The organism is Natrialba hulunbeirensis JCM 10989, from assembly GCF_000337575.1.
Taxonomy (GTDB): Archaea; Halobacteriota; Halobacteria; order Halobacteriales; family Natrialbaceae; genus Natrialba; species Natrialba hulunbeirensis.
The window spans coordinates 60451-76752 of record NZ_AOIM01000015.1; the positions used below are offsets into that span (position 1 = coordinate 60451).

The following is a 16302-nucleotide window of genomic DNA, read 5'->3' on the forward strand; positions in this document are numbered from 1 at the left end:
TGCGTCGATTCGGAGTCCGACGGCCGACGCGGACTGCGGTACGGTCTTGTACGGTCAGTGGTCGTGGCTGTGATCGTGATCGTGATCGTGGTCGTGGTCATGGTCGTGATCGTGACCATGTCCACCATCGCTCGCTGTCCCCTCGATATCGCCACCCGCGACGAGCGCGTCGTGGTCGCCCTCGATCATATCCATGTTCTTCAGAGTATCCCGCTCTTCGAACTCTTCGACCGCGTTCAGCAGGTCCTCTTGCGTGAGGGTAGTTCGGTCCTCAGTGAGCGCCTCGAGTACCGCCTCGCGAAGTACCATCCGAAGGTCGCTACCGGTTAGCCCTTCCGTGGCCTCGGCGATGAGTTGCGGATCGAACTCCTCGATATCCATCGTACGGGTGATGACCTGCAGAATGTCCGCGCGCATCCCGTAGTCCGGCTTCGGGAAGTTGATGATCTCGTCGAAGCGCCGCCAGGCCGCGTCGTCTAACTGGTCGGGGTGGTTCGTCGCACCGATCAGCAACACGTCGTCGTCGATCAGCGAGATATTGTCGACGGCTTTGAGCAGCGTGTTGACCGCACGCTTTAACGCCGCGTGCTCGTCGCTGCGGCGGGTCTTGGCGACGAAGTCGAACTCGTCGATAAAGAGAATACACGGCGAGAGTCGCTTTGCGACCTCGAACGTCTTGTCCACGTTTTTCGCCGTCTCGCCCAAGTACTGCGAGGTAATCATCGAGAGTTTGACCTCGACGAACGGGAGGTCCATATCTCGTGCGAGCGCCTGTGCAGTCGAGGTTTTCCCGGTTCCCGGTGGGCCGACGAACAGCAGTTTCCCGATCTCGCGCAGACCGATCTCCGCGAGGTAGTCGCGGTGTTCGATCGCCTTCGAAATCTTGTCGATTTCGGCCTCCTGGTCGCCCGTCAACACCAGATCGTCGAGCGTGATGTCGACCTCCTCGGGCGCGCGAACGTCGACGAGATCGAGCATCTCCTCGTCCTCCTCGGTATCGAAGTACTCCTCGAGAAGGCTGTCGATCCAGACGCGGTCGGCCTGAATCGGTCGGTTGCGTTCGCGGGCCTCTTCGTGGCTCACATCGCCGTCGATAGCGTCGTGATCCGCAAAGTGCTTTGCGAGCGTTGGATTCTCGTGCAGGCGGTCGGCATCGACACGCTCTGCAAACCAGGATTCGGCCATCTCCTGTTGTGTCAGCGAGAGCGAACCGGAGAACTCGTCGCGGTCGGTGAACATCAGTTCGGAGACGGCGTCCCACGGCCGGTCGACGCCGGTTGCCTCGCGCGCGGTGCTGTTGGTCGCCGAGAGCGGGCGGCTGATACCGGTGTGGCGATGACGGTTCGGTTCATCCTCCTCATCCTCCTCGTTGTCGACACCGCCGGTCCAGAATACCCGGCGGAACGACGGCGGGAGATCGTTCTCGTCAAGCGTCCTGTCGTCCGAGTACACGCTCGTCGTGAGCAGGAACTCCACGACATCGAGCGCTGCATCACTCATTCGGTCATCGTACTCACCACACGGTCTTAACAGCGTCGTCACGTCCATCGTGTGTGAGTGACTCCCGACATCGTCTCCGCCAGTTGCCCGTCGTCTCTTGTTACCACGGCTGTGCTGGAACAGTGCCGGCAGACAACGGAGACTAGAAGACTAGGAGACAAGAGGACCAAAAGACCAGAAGAGCAGAGACCAGGAGACAACTGGCGACGGCACAACGATTTTCGTCCCCCGGTGCACACCAATCCGTATGAACGTACTCGTGGGACTCGGCGGGAGCGACGAATCGATCAAAACACTCCGCCAAACCATCGATCGCACACAGGACGTTGGCGACGACCTCACCATCGCCGTCCTCGAAAAACCCGAATCGAAACGCAGCCAGGACGAAATGTACGAGGAAGCCAACGCCCTGCTCTCTGAGGCCGGCGTCGACGCCGATCTCGTCCGACTCGAGGGCGACCCTGGCAGCGCGCTCGTCGACCACGCCGAACAGGGTGAGTTCGACCAGCTGGTCATCGGCGGCGGGACACTCAGCCCGATGGGGAAAATTCAGCTCGGCCCGATCACCGAGTTCGTCCTGCTAAACGCGCCGACGACCGTCAAACTGGTGCGATAACGATGGGACGTGCGCGACTCTACCCCGACGAGCCGTCGGGACCGTTCCCATCGCCGCCGTCGACTATCGAGGACCGCGAGGGCCGGGACATCGAGATTCAGGCACCCGGCGAACTGACGACCGATCTCGACGCGGTCGTCGAAATGTACGACCGGTTCGACCCCACCGACCGCGCCCAGGGGATTCCACCGACGGGCGAAGACCGGATCCGAAACTGGCTCGAGACGATTGCCGAGGAGAGCGTCAACGTGATCGCCCATCACAAGCCGAATGACGACGATATCGATGTCGACAGCGGCGCTGACAGTGGCGGCGACGTCATCGCCCACGCAATGCTCGTCCCCGATGCCGACGACCCCGCGGCAATCGAGAACAACAGCGACATCGAGTGGGAACTCGCCATTTTCGTCCTACAGGACTACCAGCAGGCAGGGATCGGCACCCACCTGCTCAAACACCTACTCGGCCACGCCAGCGACGTCGGTATCGAACGCGTCTGGCTCACCGTCGAACGCTGGAACAATCCCGCCATCGCACTCTACGAACGCGTCGGCTTCGAAGCCTCCGGCACCGAGAGCTTCGAACAGGAGATGTCGATCCGACTCGAGTAGCCCGTCCTGACACCGGACCTCATTTTGGCCGCGCCACTCAGACAGACAGCACCGGCTGACTCGCATAGGACAGCACGTACTCGGCGACCTTCTCGAGTACCTCCGCCGACGCGGCGTCGGTAACGGGCTCGCGCGGGAGGACGATGAAGTCGGCATCGACGTCGTCTGCGGTGTCGAGGACGACGTTGCCGGGGTGGCGCGTCTTGCGGGTCTGGGAGAAGCCGTCGTCGATGGAGGTCGACAGCGCGACGCCTCGTTGGTCGGCGATCCGACCCACGTCTTCGAGGAAGCCCTGGGAGTTCTCGGCGACGGCGGCTTCGTCGACGGTGCCGGCGTCCATCCCGCGGACGACGCCGTGGCCGAGCACGTAGAGGACGTGGACCGACGCGTCATAGCGGTCTGCGATCGCGACGGCGTACTCGACGGCGGTCGCGGACTCATCGCTTCCGTCGACGGGGGCGAGAACGGTATCGATGGTCACCGGCTCGCTGTCGTCCATGGACATATGGAGAGGATGTGCGCGCAGTCGGCAAAAAGCCTCGGACCAGAACCGGTGTCGGAGGCAGTGATGGCTGCAGCACCCACTGGCAGGACAGTTCCCAGAGCCAGACGATCTCGTTTCGAACCGTGTCCAATTGAGAAACAGTTACAGCAGTTGGGACGCCAGCATAGAGACACACCGACGCACGGTCCCACATCGAGTCATCGATTCGGCCCGCTGCTGGTCTGACTCGAGTACGGACGTGCACGGCGAGTGATCACAATGAGCGACGACATGGGACGCGACACAGCCGACCTCGACGAAAAGGACATTCAAATTCTCAAAGCGGTCGCCGCGAAGGGCGTCACCAGCCCCGACAAGATCCATCAGGAGACCGGCATCCCCAAATCCACGGTCCACTACCGCCTGGATCAGCTACAGGACGCGGGGGTACTCGAGAACGACCGCTACGACATGAACCTCGAGAAACTGGGGCTATCGATTACCCTCATCTCGGAGGTTTGGGCGGAGTTCGACGAGGGGTATCACCAGACGGTGGGCGAGAAGCTCACCGCGATTGAGGGCGTCAATCAGGTGCACTTCACGATGGGCGAGACCGATTTCGTCGTTATCGCACACGTGCCGAACCGGCAGATGGTCGAATCGCTGGTTGCGGACTACGAGTCGATCGACGAGATTCGGCGCACGAGTTCGAAGTTCGTCATCACGACGCTCAAGGACGAGCCGTTGCCGGTCAACGATTTCGAGTACGAGACGCTCGTTCACGCGTTGACGGATGCTGAGGTTGCGGTCGAGGGTCAGGACGTGGACGAGGACTGAGACGGAGACGGGCACAAACACGAACACGAACACAGAGACGGCCAACTGACTCCCATCGACGGCCATCCGCCGTGAGGGTTTATAGCGACGGCCACCCAATCGTCGCCCATGTTCGACACGGTCGTCGTCGCCACGGACGGCTCCGACAGCGTCACCCGCGCCATCGACGTCGCACTCGACCTGGCCGACCGATTCGACGCCGAGGTCCACGCCCTCTCGGTCGTCGACGCCAGCGAGGTCGACGCCTCACCCCAACAGCTCCGCGAGGAACTGCGCACCGCACTCGAGACGACCGCCGACGCCGCGCTCGCCACCGTCGAGGATCGGACAGACAACGAGATTACGACTGCGGCGCGCGAGGGGCGTCCCGCGGCCGAAATCTGTGAGTACGCTCGCGAGGTCGACGCCGACCTCGTCGCGACCGGTACCCGCGGCCGCCACGGCGAGAACCGCCTGCTGCTCGGCAGTGTCGCCGAGCGTATCGTCCGCACCTCGCCCGTGCCGGTGCTGACTGTGCGCCAACTCGAGTCGATAGCTGAGAGCGGAGACGATGCGGCTGCCGTGGCCTAACAGCGGTTAGTAACATATATTGGTATCTGAAATTATCTAGAAGTGAATCAGGTAGCCGATCACTGTACGTTCCAACCTTTTGCTCTGCGCTCCCTCGCTTCGCTCGGTCGCTCGGAAAAACGTCGATAAAAAGCACTGTGTCACCCCCTCAGCCGCGCCGATGGCGCGGCTTCGAGGGATTCCTTGGCCCGCTCGCTCACTCCGTTCGCTCGCGGTGAGTGCACACTTCTCCGCCTGTACTGACCGCGAGTTTCACGACTCACTCTGAACAAAACGACTCTGGTGAATCGCATGACTGCGTAGACTTCGACCGGTAGAACTAGAGAGTTGAAGCGGGAGGCGAACCATTAGGTCACGCTGCGATGGACGCGACGTTTTCGACCGCGAAAACGTCAGCAAACACTACTGCCGTCGGACGGATTATCGCGTCCAGACGCTCAAAACAACCGCACTCGTCGATACAGCGTCATAGGCTATCCTCGACGTTCACTGCACGACCGAGAAACGTCACGATACGCAGATCGGCTGGCAACTCGCCCGCCATAACGCGGGCGAGTTGCACAGCCTCGCTGCGGACAAAGGCTACGACTAGAAGCACTTACGTGAAAAATAGAGGGAAGAGGGCGTGACATCGCTGATCAAGCATCGGGAGTTCCGTGAAATTGTCCTGATGTGTGTTGTCTACAACATCAAGCATGCCATCAGACAATGAAATCAATCGCCGTATGGAGATTCACCACAGCCAACGAGAGGTAACAAATTCGTCGATTTCACCTATCTCAGCGAACAGCGAGCAGTACCAGACCTACAACGGCGAGGAACAGAACCACAAACACTAGACGCCAGCGGCCAACGGATGCGTGGTTTGCGGCACCGTGTTGGCGAAGTTCGTATGCGATCCAGGTTCCGACGACGATGGGAATCGCCCCGATGAACGCGAGAATCAGGACGACGAAATCGAGTCCGAACAGCGACGAGCCGACGATCCAGCCGGTTGCCAATCCCAGTAATCCTCCACCGAGCAGTGAGGCCGTAGTGATTGCCCGCGACAGGCCCAGTCCCGCGGTGGCAAGCGCCAGCGCGACGAGCCAGACCGCCACCAGCAGGTCGCCGAAACCCCGAAGCGGAGCAGCCGTCAGCGCGAACAACGACAACCCGGGAGCTATCGCACCGAAGAGGAAGGCTTCGCCGAAGGTGTACAGATCCGGCCTGTCGTCTTGTTCGTGTGTCATTTGTACACGGGTTGGTATGAATGAATATGATCTTTGTGTTATTATATTGCGTAGCTGTAAAAAGAAGGGGATGTTGTCGGACACTAGAACGTCCTCACGGCTAGATGGTCACGTACTCGAGTCAATCGAGGAGGTCGATCACCCGACGCTGTCTGTCGGATTAATCGGTGAGTACGCACGGAACGGCACGTCGTAGCCGAAGGCGCACGTTCGTTGCGACCGTCCGAGCGCAGCTCAGTAGTCGTCGAAGATATGGCTGACCCGGTTGTTGTGATCCAGCCCGACGTCGACAGTGGCTTCGTAGTGATCCGCAACGCCAGGAACGTCCTCCATAAACCGGTGTTCCGCATCAAGATACGACTGTGCGACGTGACCTAACCCGTCGCCGTGGACCACCGCGCTATCTTCGTGTGCGGCGACGAGGACCCGTCCGTTGTCGTAGTTCCAGAGGCGGCCGTGCCACCTCCCCGCGAATCCCAACGGTCCCGAGGCGACGGATGCTTCGTGCTGGGTGAAGTCGCCGTCGACCAGTAGATAACGGGCCGCGTCGGCTACGGTCGTCGTCCAGGCGGGATTTCGCCCCGACTTACACTCGTCTCTGATGTGACTGTCGAGGTCGTCCGCGTCACCGAACGAGATCAGGTTGATCGGACCGCTCTGTTCCCACAGCCCTTCGTCAGTGTTTCGAAAGTAGTACTTCGGAACTCCGTCCGGGTACGAAACGGTCGCCTGTGTACTCACGTCTGAACCGGTCGTCTCCGCGTCCTGAACCGGAATCCACTCCTCGGTCTTTCCCACGTACGAATCCCACGGTTTTCGCTCTACTTTCGTCGACTGCCGTTCCGGAAGCTCGTCTTCTTCTGGGTGAGTGCGTTCCTTGACTTCCGTCTGGTGGATCGCACCGATCCCGTACCGCCTGTTGAGTTCGGGGCTCTGTTTCGTGATTTCGTAAATTACTTCGTCGGGTTCGATCGTACGACGAATAATCTGCTGTCCCGTGACTCGGATATCCTCGCGGTCGACAGTGTCGTCCGCTCTAGCGCTACCGATGGTACCTACACCGGCGAGTGACACTACTGCTGTCAGCCCACCGATGAACGATCGACGGGACGTGCTACGGATTCGGTCCGGACACCGATTCTTGGATTTTTTATCCATCAACCCTATTTACAAATACATAATATAAATAATTTCCTAATATTGGGTTGCACTAATTCGAGTGATCGAGAAATATAGAACAGTGGCGCTACCCCCACTCTAGTCCACTTCATCCACGAGGCCGTAACCCGAAACGGGAGCGAGACGAACGCTGAGAAGTAGTTGCATACCAACGACTAATTTATATTAGTGATTCGAAGGTTATAACTGCAATAAGTTAATATACAAATTATGGATGAACAAAGTGGAAGTAGTGAACCGACTGGGCGTACGCTCAGCCGCAGGACTGTACTCAAAACGATGACGACCTCTACAGCTGTTCTCGGAACGAGTACGGCCGCTGTCGTAGCGGAGTCCGACCGGGACCAGACAGGTACCGGCAACGACGCGGCTGCCGTCGGACGGTACCGTGACGCCGAACGCTTCGCCGAGGCGCTCGAGTCGGAACGGAAGTTCCTGCAACTGCTCGTTGAGGAGGGTGTGCTCGAACACGCCGGAGACGAGTTGCTCGACGGCGACGTATCGCCGGCCCCCGCCGGAGCGGTCGACGGAGAGCTCGTCGGCACCGTCGACACGCGAGACGGCCCGGTCGTACAACTGAACGTGATCAAAGAAATCGACGACGGCGCGGTCAACGTTGTCATCTATCCTGAATCCGACCGCACAGCTTACGCCACGGTTACGCGCGTACGCGACGACACAATAGCTATCTACCGCCGCGAGAGAGGAGCTCCTGATGGCGCTCTTGAGGTGCTCATCGACGATTACGGTCTCGACGATGAAACAGTCTCAACCCAGGACTGGCCGAACTTCTGTGACTCGTGTCCGGACGATGATCGGTGCTGTGAGTGTCGTAAAACGTGTGTCAATGATTGCTGTCAGTCGAGTTGTACTCCCGTCTATGAGTATCGCTGTTTCTGTGGAATTCGGTGCCACGATCCGAGGTGCTGGTCAGACTGTTACTGAAACGGTCGATCGTACGGATCTACCGGAGACAAAAATTTCTCAAGATACCGATTTTGGCAAAAGATAGAATGACAACACCCCGGTAGGTGCTTCAGCAGGTGCAAGTTTGCGTAGGAAGTAAGCACTTTACGGCGCTTAGACACGAAGTTCATAATTTAATAATTAACAAATCCCAAGAATACCGGTAACTGCTTCACCTGTACTTGCCGCGGGTTTCGCCAATAACTCTGAAAGAAGAAATCCCATTACCAACCATAGCCACCCAAGACCGGCGGTTACTTCCCGCCCGCTCACCCAGTACCGGTATGTTCGACGAACTCATCGACAGCGGCGAGCTCCCAATCGCTCGCAAGTCTGTCCTCCCGGGCACCGGCTTCTTTCTCCCGGACGAACTCGAGGAGGACTTCGAAGACGAACAGACGCAGGCAGCACTCGAGGGCGCGGATGTCGCAGTCATCGCCGACCCCGACGCGGACGGTCTCGCCTGCGTCGCACTGATTCGCGAGGCGTACGACGACGTGCAGGCGGTGCCGGAGCCGGACGACGACACGGACATCGAGGACGCCGAGGGAACCGAAGAAACCGAAGCAATCGCCGCCGGCAACAACGGCGACGACCCACTCGAGGAACCCGAGCCAACACCCCACTCCGTCGCGCTCGTCCCCGCCAGCCCGCACAACGTCGAGGACGCCCTCGCCCGCGTCGCCGAGTTCGGCGACGACGGCATCGACCTCTTCGTCTGTGACCTCTGTCCCGACCGCTACGAGTACGTCGAGGACGAACTCGACGCCGCACTCGACACCGCCGACAGCGTCGCCTGGTACGACCACCACCAGTGGGGCGACGACGTCGCTGATGCGGTTCGCGATGCCGGTGCTGAACTCGTCGTCGGCGACTCCGACGAAGAGTGCAGCGCCGATGTTGTCTACCGGTCACTCGAGTACGAGTTCGATTCGATGTACGAGGAGTTGGCTGCGGTCACCCGGGATCACGACCTCTGGCTGCGCGAGGATCCGCGTAGCGACGATTTAGCGGATTACGCCTACTGGACGGACCCCGCGGAGTACGTCGAGGTCGTTCGCGAGTACGGCGTCGATCTGCCCGAGTGGGCCGAGGAGTTCATCGCCGAGCGCCGGATCGAGAAGGAGCAGTTGATCGATCAGGCGATCGGTCGCGCGGAGTTCCGCGAGATCGGCGACTACACGGTGGGGATCACCTACGGTCGGTGTTCGCAGAACGAGGTGGCAGAGGCGATGCGCGAGGACGGTGCCGATGCCTCGGTGATCGTCAAGCCCGCTGGCTCGGCGTCGATTCGCGGCACGGACGAGTTCGACCGCTGTCACGAGGTCGCGGGGAAGGTAAACGGCGGCGGGCATCCGAAGGCGGCGGGCTGTAAGCCCGATATCTACAACGACATGCTCGACTACGCGAATCACTGGACTTCCCGCGGTGCGGTGACGAAGCAGGTAATTCTCGATGCGTTCCGCGACGTAGTGGAATCCGCAGCCGAGGAAGCTGAAGCCGAAGAAAGCGATACCGACGCAAGCAGCGACGCCTGAGACGGGTTTCGTTCGATCTGTCGCGCAACTGCGTGAGAACCGCTAAAAGACTACTCCTGGGAGAGCACGTACCGCAACACCAGCTGGAGCACGTGGACGAAGACACCGGCCACGGCGATATAGACGCCGATCGTCTGCAACGCTGCCGAGGCGTCTCTGTTATCTCTGACCTGCCAGATCTCGTAGCCGAGACGAAGCAGAAAGCCGAGGAAGATCAGCACGAAGCCGACGAGCAACAGCACTGGCAGGACGAACGAGCCGACGAGGATCACGAGGACGCCGCCGATGAACGAGAAGTTCGCGAACCGCCCCCAGTGTTCGAACGTCGTACTCCGTGCGTAGACGTAGCCGGAGATCAGCGCGGTCATCACGGCGACGACGACCGCCGTCAGACCCAAAATTTCGACCTGCAATACCTGTGGCGCCTGCGAGAGGACGCCGGCTCCGAAAATCCCGAACGCGAGTTGCAGAATGAGCATCCCGACGAACGCGATTCCCATATCGCCGCCTTTGACGCCGCGTTCGGCGACGAGTTCGCCACCCATGATCGCCGCGCCGTAGACGATCACGCCGAGAATCGGTGCAACCCCGAACAGGTAATTGTTGATCTCCGCGAGCTGTGGAATCTGTGCGAAGGCGTACATCAGGACGACGTTGATCCCCATCAGTATGCTCGCACCGCCGATGACGCGCGCCTCCCGACTCGAGAGGCCGAAGCCGCGCTCTGTCTCCTGTGGTGTCTCGAAGGAACTCATTGGACGGTGCTACCGCAGCAGGGCTGAAAAGCGTGGTCCTTGCTGTCGGGCGATTACGACAGTGACACAACCCCCTGCGTGACCGTCACGACCGAAAGACTGTCGGTAGCGCCACAACAAGTGCCGATATTCGGATGGCACTACTGGACGAGCTCTCGGGCTACGAGTTCGAGGACCTGATGGTGGACGTCTTTCGCCACCTTGGCTACGAGAACGTCCGCCAGTCGGCGCGCACGGCCGACGAGGGACGCGATATTCTGATGGAGGAAGTCGCCGACGGCCGGCGGCGCGCGGTCGTCGTGGAGTGTAAACACACAGACACGGTCAGCCGCCCCGTCGTCCAGAAACTCCACTCCGCGGTGGCGACGTACGACTACGATGGTCCAAAGCGCGGGATGGTGGCAACGACCGGTCGGTTCACCGGGCCGGCCAGAGAGTACGCCGACGAACTCGGAACCACCACCGACGGCGGCGTCGAACTCGTCGACGGCACCGACCTCCGCGAGATCGGCGATGAAATCGGGATGGACCTCTACAACGGGCGCATCGAGATTCTCTGTGAGGAGGCGCTCGCGCCAACTCACCCAACGGCCGGCCGCGACGCACCTGTCTTCGAGACGCTCCGAGACGTCAGAAACATCGACCCCGAAACGATTCCGACACCCGAGACGAGCGTCGCGTTCGAGCCGATGGTCACCGTGAGTGCCAAAACGAGCGCGACCTTCGAAACCTCCGTTGGCGTCATCCACAGCCTAAACGAGACGACGGAGCTGGTGCTCCACGCCGGCGGCGACGAACCGCGCGTCGCACGCGGCGACCGGCGGGACCTGGTCACCGACCGAACTGCACCGCGGGTTTCCCTCAAGGAGCGGGAGACTGAACTCGAGTGCACGTTCGATGGACTCGAGTACACGCGCTTCGGTCGGACCGAAACGGCGTACAAAGAGTGGGCGATCGACCGGCTTCGGCAGGTCCATACGACGACGGTTCACTACACGGGCGACAACAACGTCGACTACGAGAAGACGTGTACGCCGAACCAGTCTGACGTGTCGGTACGCTCGATCGACCCGGTCTACCTGCCGCGCGTTCGCTCGCGACTCGCACTCGGGGAGTACGAGTACCGCTACGTGTACGATGCAGCGGGCTCGTCGCGGGCAGTGGTTCGAAACGAGTTCCGCGAGTGTGTCCACTGCGAGACCGGCGGCGCTGACGGCTCGTACACCTACTGCGACAACTGCGGGAGCATCAACTGTGAGGCGCACACGAAGACGGAGCGACTCGAGGACGAGCCGGTCTGTACCGGCTGTGCAGTTACCGAACGGTTCGCGTTGAAGACGAAGTACTTCTACGACGAGGAGAACCGGGAGGCGTTTCGCGCGGAGTACGAGGAGATGGCGCTGCACGAGAAGGCGATGGAGAACGTCCCACTCGCCGTCGGGAGCGTCCTCGCGCTGCTGTTCACGCTGTTCGTCGTTGCGAGTTCGGCTGGCGTATTCTAGTGTTCTGACCTCGACGGTGGGGTCGCTGTCCGTGCTCAGGCGTCCGTCGACCACGGCTCACCGAGTGCCGGCGCGCTCGCGTCGAATCCGTCTGCTCGCAACTCGTCTGCGAAGGCGACACACCGGTCGCCGTGGTTCACGAGAACCGTGCTGTCGCGATACGACTCGAGGAACGAGCGCAGTCCCTCGCGGTCTGCGTGTGCAGAGAAATCGTACTGCTCGACCTGCGCGCTGACGGGCATCATTCGGCCGTCGAGTTCGGCGCTGCCGGTGTCGAGCAGGTCGCGGCCGGGTGTGCCCTCGACCTGATAGCCCGTCATCGCGATTTTGTTCACCGGGTGCGAGCGAATCGCTGGAATGTACGTCATCGCCGGCCCGCCGTGGAGCATCCCGCTGGTGGTGATTATGACGGTGTTTTGTTCGGCGATCCGCTTGCGTTGTCCGCGAGACGGCCCCCGTCTCGCGTGGCCAGCAAGAGCTCCGCTCTTGCGCTGCCCGTCGCGACCGTCGACGAATCGGGCATTGCCCTTCGCACGCCGGACCAGTTCAGGATCGCGCAAGAAGTCTCGATTCTCCGACTGCAGGAACCGCTCCGCGACGCGAGTTCCCAGCCCGTCGACGTAGCACTCGAGATCGTGCTGTTCGCAGATGCACATGATTTCCTGAGTGCGCCCGATAGCGAACGCTGGGACGACGACGGTGCCACCCTCCCAGAGCGTGGTTTGGACGCTCTCGACGAATTCGGCTTCAATCTCACTTCGTGGGCGGCGACTCGTATCCGAGTAGGTGCTCTCGCAGACGACGATGTCGGCGTCGGGACGGGCCGTCGTTCCCGAGAGGAGTTGCTGGTCCTCGGTGTGGAAGTCGCCGGTGTAGAGCAGGCGCGTCTCGCCGTCGTCGATCAGGACGTGGGCGCTGCCAGGAACGTGCCCGGCGTCGTAGAAGGTGACCTCGTAGCCCGCCGCCTCGAACGTTTCGCGGTAGCCGTGGGTTTCAGAGACCTGCGTGAGCCGAGCGAGTTCGGCCTCCGTAAACGGGCAGTCGTAGGTCCCGCCATGGAGTTTGAGGGTATCTCTCGCCAGGAGCATCGTGAGGTCGTACGTCGGCGGCGTCCAGTGGACTGGCGGGCGGGCATCGCCAGCGAGCAGCGCGGGAATCGAGCCGACGTGGTCGAGGTGACCGTGGCTGACGACGACCGCCTCGGGGTCGACGTCGCCGACCGGAAACGCGGGCGGGTTCCCCGAGTCCATCCCGAAATCCAGCAAGAGCGTGTCGTCGACGACCAGCGCGCTTCGTCCGATCTCTCGCGCGCCGCCGACGAACTCGAGTTCCATCGGCTCGTGGTCGGGACTGGCGGGGTTTTCCTCTGTCGATTCGCTGGTGGGGCTACTTCGGTACGCCGTTGACGCCGTTCGATGGTTCGGAACGGGCTGCAAGACCGAGCAGGTAGATGTCGAGGAGACAAATGATGAGGACTGCCAGTGGAACCGCAACGTCGGCGTAGTTCACGGCGTCGAACTGCAGTGCCGTGATGACGAACGGTTCGCTGAGATCGAACGCACCAGAGAGCGTGCGCGCGCTCAGGAACGCGAGTGCAAGCACGTAGAGGCCAAACCAGCTCGCACCGCGTTTCCACTGCCCCAGATACCAGTGACCGAGTCCGGCAACGAACACAGAGAGTGGGTAGGCAGGCCATCGCGGGCGCGAAAGGGCTGTTTCGGGTCCGGAGTCAGACGCTGATTTTGCGTGGGAGTCTGCTCCTGGCTCTGCCTCGGAGACCGACGGTGGCGTGGGCTCGTTCTCGGACTCAGTATCAGTCATCGTCTGTGTGGTCTGTTCCGGGCGCACCGGATGGGATCGGGGCTGACCCCCCATTGCCGACCGGGACGCGTGTCGCCTGCTCGAGTGCAGTACGAACCGAATCCCGCTCGGAGTGGGCATCGCCCGTACCATCGTCGAGCGCCGCAAGTGCAGCACGCGCAGCGTCGAGTGCGTCGTCGCGGCGCTGTTCGTGTGAGTGTCTTCGATCAGGCTCACGGTCGTGAGTCTTGTCAGGCTCCCCCTCACCGTGGTCGACAGACAGCGATGGCAACCGGTAGTGTCGGTACACGTCCGCTGGGACAGTCGCATCGGGGTCCGTAAACGAGAGTGTGAGGCTCCCATCGCTCGGCGACAGTGTCTGCTCCTGCTCTCGGGATGCCGTCCAGCCTGAAGAGAGTACAGCGACAGCGTCTGCGACAGGTGATGGCTCGTCAGCGGTCGCGTCACCGGCCGATTCGGTACCGTGATCGGCGTCACCATCGGGACTGTCAGCGTCAGTGCCACCAGCAGCGATAGTGGCAGTGCCAGCGCCATCATCAGCATCGGTACGAACGCCAGCGTCAGCGCCAGCACCAGTGCCAGTGCCAGCGCCAGCGCCAGCGCCGGCAACACCAACAGCAGCCGCCACAAGCCCAGCCGTCAACGAACCGCTGTAGGACCGCAGTTCAGCTCTCGTCGCATCGGACGCACCCGCAGCGACAGCACCGAGTTCGGCTGCCGTCTCGGAGAGCGTGACGAGTGGATTCGGTCGGCTGACACCGTCGTCACCGATACTGGCCGCCGAAGCAATAGTCGCAGCCGTCGATCGAATCGAACCCGACTCTGTCCCCGACTCACCCTCCGTGCAAGCACGGCCAACCGTCTGACCCTGCGAAACAGCAAGGAGCTGGTGTGAGAGCCGCGTCGATGCACCCGTCAGCAGCCGGTACAACTCGAGTGCCCGCCGATCTGAGAGCGGTGCCTCAGCAACAGCGGCGTACGCGCCTGCGTGGAGGAAGTCACTGGCGAGGATGGCGGCGTCACGCGCCCGCGGATTCGTGTTGGGATAGCGGTCAGTTACGAGCAGATCGAGACGGAGCCGGACATAGGCCTCGAAGTAGGAGACTGCGGTTTCGACCGGTGTCAGAATCCTCTCGAGGTCGGGTGAGCGAGATGAGGTCGTATCCTCGGTGCTCGAGTTCGGGTCCGAGCCTGAGTCCGAGCCCGAATGTGCTCCAGAACCGGTCCCGCTCTCACGGTGTACTCGAGTGAGTTCGGCGGCGGCTCGACAGAGCGAGACTGGAAGTGACTGTGCCTGTGGCAGAACTGCATCGCGTACGATCGTCTGCATCGGTGGGGAGCGGCCAGCGAAGGACTCGGCGGCCATCGTCGTCGGTTCGTTAGTGGAGGTGTATTCGCTCATAGCTGGACTGAAACGCTACCGTGTTTGGTGTGGTTATGTGGTGTTGCCGTCGGTGTCGGCGTTGGCGTCGGTGTCGGCGTTGGCGTCGGTGTCGGCGTTGGCGTCGGTGTCGGCGTTGGTGTCGGCGTTGGTGTCGGTGTCGGCGGTGCTGTCGGAAGTAGTACCGTTGTTCGTGCTGTTGCTGTTGTCGCTGCTGCCGGAACCCCTGGTATCGCCAGCGTCGGCAGCGGTGTCACTGCTGCTGGCGGTCCCAGGGTCTCCGTTCGAGTGTCCGCGACGGCTCTGTTCGGGAGAGGCGTTCTGTCCGTTGCGGTCCGGGAATTCGACATCGTCTGCCAGAATATCATCGAAGATGCGATCGACGGCAGCAGACCGGACCTGATCGACGTAACTGTCGCGGTCGAGTGTAAGCTGTCGAATCCGGGCACCGTCGAGGGTTGCCATCAACAACGTCGCCATCTCCTCGGTGTCGTGGTCGATGAACTGGCCCGCTTCGATGCCGTCTTGCAGGATCTCTTCGAAGAGGTCTCGAAGGAAGTCGTCACTCTTTCGCAGGTTTTTACGGTACGGTTCGTGGTAGGGTGCCTGCGTTCGGAGTTCGAGCATCGCCGTGTGGAACGACTGGCGCTCGTCGTGGTCGTCGGACGAGCCATAGAGGAACCAATCGACGATGGTTGCAAGCCGGTCGACCGGCGAAAGCGATGCCGTCTCGACTGCGCGCTCGTCGAACCAGTCGACCAGATACTCGACGAACTCGGCAACGAGCTCCTCTTTCGAGTCGTAGTGATAGAACAGGAGCGACTTGCTCTTGTCCGTTCGGTCGGCAATAGACTGTGCCGTGAGCTCACTGTACCCATGCTCGCACAGCGCCTCGTAGGTGGCACGCATGATTTCCTCGCGAACGTCGGAGTCGGTCACTACTGACTCTTTGGTCAGGAGCCCATAAAAGTCGTTTCGTTCGCCGTAGCTGTCACGTCCTGTACGCTCGAACCCCAAATCGGGCGTATCCACCAAACGCGAGTTCGAGCGAGCCGATCCACCAGTTCCACCGGTCAGCGACCGAACCGTCCGGCGCGTCAGCCAATTCGTCGACGACGACTGCAGCGGTGAGTGTTACGGCAGTGTCCCGTTCGTACTGGCCCGAATCAGCGAGATCGACCGCCTGCCGGACGACGACCCGACGTTCGCCGACGCCGCCGGAGTATTCCGTGGCCAGCAGATCGTCGAATCGATCCCGATCGAGTCCCATATCGGTACTTCGGGCGCGAGGATCCTAACGGTATCCCGGT

17 protein-coding genes and 1 pseudogene are annotated in these 16302 nt (G+C 61.3%); 8 read left to right on the forward strand and 10 right to left on the reverse strand.

Features of this window, described 5'->3' with window-relative positions:
• Positions 1–54: 54 nt before the first annotated feature.
• Positions 55–1500, reverse strand: coding sequence for an ATP-binding protein (locus C483_RS06235; RefSeq protein WP_049912479.1), 1446 nt, complete (start codon positions 1498–1500; stop codon positions 55–57).
• Between the two features lie 247 nt (positions 1501–1747).
• Between C483_RS06235 and C483_RS06240 the strand changes: the two genes are divergently transcribed.
• Together C483_RS06240 and C483_RS06245 are read left to right on the forward strand one after the other, a co-directional pair.
• The gene (locus C483_RS06240; RefSeq protein ID WP_006652512.1) at positions 1748–2116 is read left to right on the forward strand and encodes a universal stress protein; all 369 of its coding nucleotides are present in this window, start codon (positions 1748–1750) and stop codon (positions 2114–2116) included.
• Between the two features lie 2 nt (positions 2117–2118).
• On the forward strand, positions 2119–2727 hold the full coding sequence (locus tag C483_RS06245; RefSeq protein WP_006652513.1) for a GNAT family N-acetyltransferase: 609 nt from the start codon (positions 2119–2121) through the stop codon (positions 2725–2727).
• Between the two features lie 37 nt (positions 2728–2764).
• Here the strand turns inward: C483_RS06245 and C483_RS06250 are convergent, their stop codons facing one another.
• Positions 2765–3226, reverse strand: a complete 462-nt coding sequence (locus tag C483_RS06250; RefSeq protein ID WP_006652514.1) for a universal stress protein — start codon at positions 3224–3226, stop codon at positions 2765–2767.
• 264 nt (positions 3227–3490) lie between these two features.
• Between C483_RS06250 and C483_RS06255 the strand changes: the two genes are divergently transcribed.
• The 3 genes and pseudogenes from C483_RS06255 to C483_RS19405 all read left to right on the forward strand — a co-directional run.
• On the forward strand, positions 3491–4048 hold the full coding sequence (locus C483_RS06255; RefSeq protein WP_006652515.1) for an Lrp/AsnC family transcriptional regulator: 558 nt from the start codon (positions 3491–3493) through the stop codon (positions 4046–4048).
• A gap of 108 nt (positions 4049–4156) precedes the next feature.
• Positions 4157–4618 carry a universal stress protein gene (locus C483_RS06260; protein WP_006652516.1) on the forward strand — a complete coding sequence of 154 codons (462 nt, stop codon included), beginning with the start codon at positions 4157–4159 and terminating at the stop codon, positions 4616–4618.
• A gap of 341 nt (positions 4619–4959) precedes the next feature.
• Positions 4960–5330 (forward strand): annotated as a pseudogene (locus tag C483_RS19405) (transposase); the annotation flags it as partial.
• A 67-nt stretch (positions 5331–5397) separates the two neighbouring features.
• Here C483_RS19405 and C483_RS06265 read toward each other — a convergent pair.
• Together C483_RS06265 and C483_RS19710 are read right to left on the reverse strand one after the other, a co-directional pair.
• Complete coding sequence (locus tag C483_RS06265; RefSeq protein WP_006652517.1) at positions 5398–5850, reverse strand: hypothetical protein; 453 nt, start codon at positions 5848–5850, stop codon at positions 5398–5400.
• Positions 5851–6084: 234 nt separating this feature from the next.
• On the reverse strand, positions 6085–7008 hold the full coding sequence (locus tag C483_RS19710; RefSeq protein ID WP_152419842.1) for a hypothetical protein: 924 nt from the start codon (positions 7006–7008) through the stop codon (positions 6085–6087).
• A 300-nt stretch (positions 7009–7308) separates the two neighbouring features.
• Between C483_RS19710 and C483_RS06275 the strand changes: the two genes are divergently transcribed.
• Both C483_RS06275 and C483_RS06280 read left to right on the forward strand, forming a co-directional pair.
• Positions 7309–7974 (forward strand): hypothetical protein, encoded by a 666-nt coding sequence (locus tag C483_RS06275; protein ID WP_006652519.1) that lies wholly within the window; start codon positions 7309–7311, stop codon positions 7972–7974.
• Between the two features lie 305 nt (positions 7975–8279).
• Complete coding sequence (locus tag C483_RS06280) at positions 8280–9533, forward strand: DHH family phosphoesterase (protein WP_006652520.1); 1254 nt, start codon at positions 8280–8282, stop codon at positions 9531–9533.
• Between the two features lie 50 nt (positions 9534–9583).
• On the opposite strand, the gene C483_RS06285 is transcribed toward C483_RS06280, so the two are convergent.
• On the reverse strand, positions 9584–10288 hold the full coding sequence (locus C483_RS06285) for a hypothetical protein (RefSeq protein ID WP_006652521.1): 705 nt from the start codon (positions 10286–10288) through the stop codon (positions 9584–9586).
• A 134-nt stretch (positions 10289–10422) separates the two neighbouring features.
• On the opposite strand from C483_RS06285, the gene C483_RS06290 reads away from it, so the two are divergent.
• Positions 10423–11790: a restriction endonuclease gene (locus C483_RS06290; RefSeq protein WP_006652522.1), complete on the forward strand. Its 1368-nt coding sequence runs from the start codon at positions 10423–10425 to the stop codon at positions 11788–11790.
• A gap of 35 nt (positions 11791–11825) precedes the next feature.
• Here C483_RS06290 and C483_RS06295 read toward each other — a convergent pair whose 3' ends face one another.
• The 5 genes from C483_RS06295 to C483_RS06315 form a co-directional block, all read right to left on the reverse strand.
• Complete coding sequence (locus tag C483_RS06295) at positions 11826–13124, reverse strand: MBL fold metallo-hydrolase (protein WP_006652523.1); 1299 nt, start codon at positions 13122–13124, stop codon at positions 11826–11828.
• 52 nt (positions 13125–13176) lie between these two features.
• The gene (locus C483_RS06300) at positions 13177–13464 is read right to left on the reverse strand and encodes a hypothetical protein (protein WP_049912468.1); all 288 of its coding nucleotides are present in this window, start codon (positions 13462–13464) and stop codon (positions 13177–13179) included.
• A gap of 139 nt (positions 13465–13603) precedes the next feature.
• Positions 13604–15013: a hypothetical protein gene (locus tag C483_RS06305; RefSeq protein WP_006652525.1), complete on the reverse strand. Its 1410-nt coding sequence runs from the start codon at positions 15011–15013 to the stop codon at positions 13604–13606.
• Between the two features lie 33 nt (positions 15014–15046).
• Positions 15047–15931, reverse strand: a complete 885-nt coding sequence (locus C483_RS06310) for a TetR/AcrR family transcriptional regulator (protein WP_006652526.1) — start codon at positions 15929–15931, stop codon at positions 15047–15049.
• A 52-nt stretch (positions 15932–15983) separates the two neighbouring features.
• A complete protein-coding gene (locus C483_RS06315) occupies positions 15984–16262 on the reverse strand; it encodes a hypothetical protein (protein ID WP_006652527.1) in 279 nt (92 codons plus the stop codon).
• Positions 16263–16302: the final 40 nt, after the last annotated feature.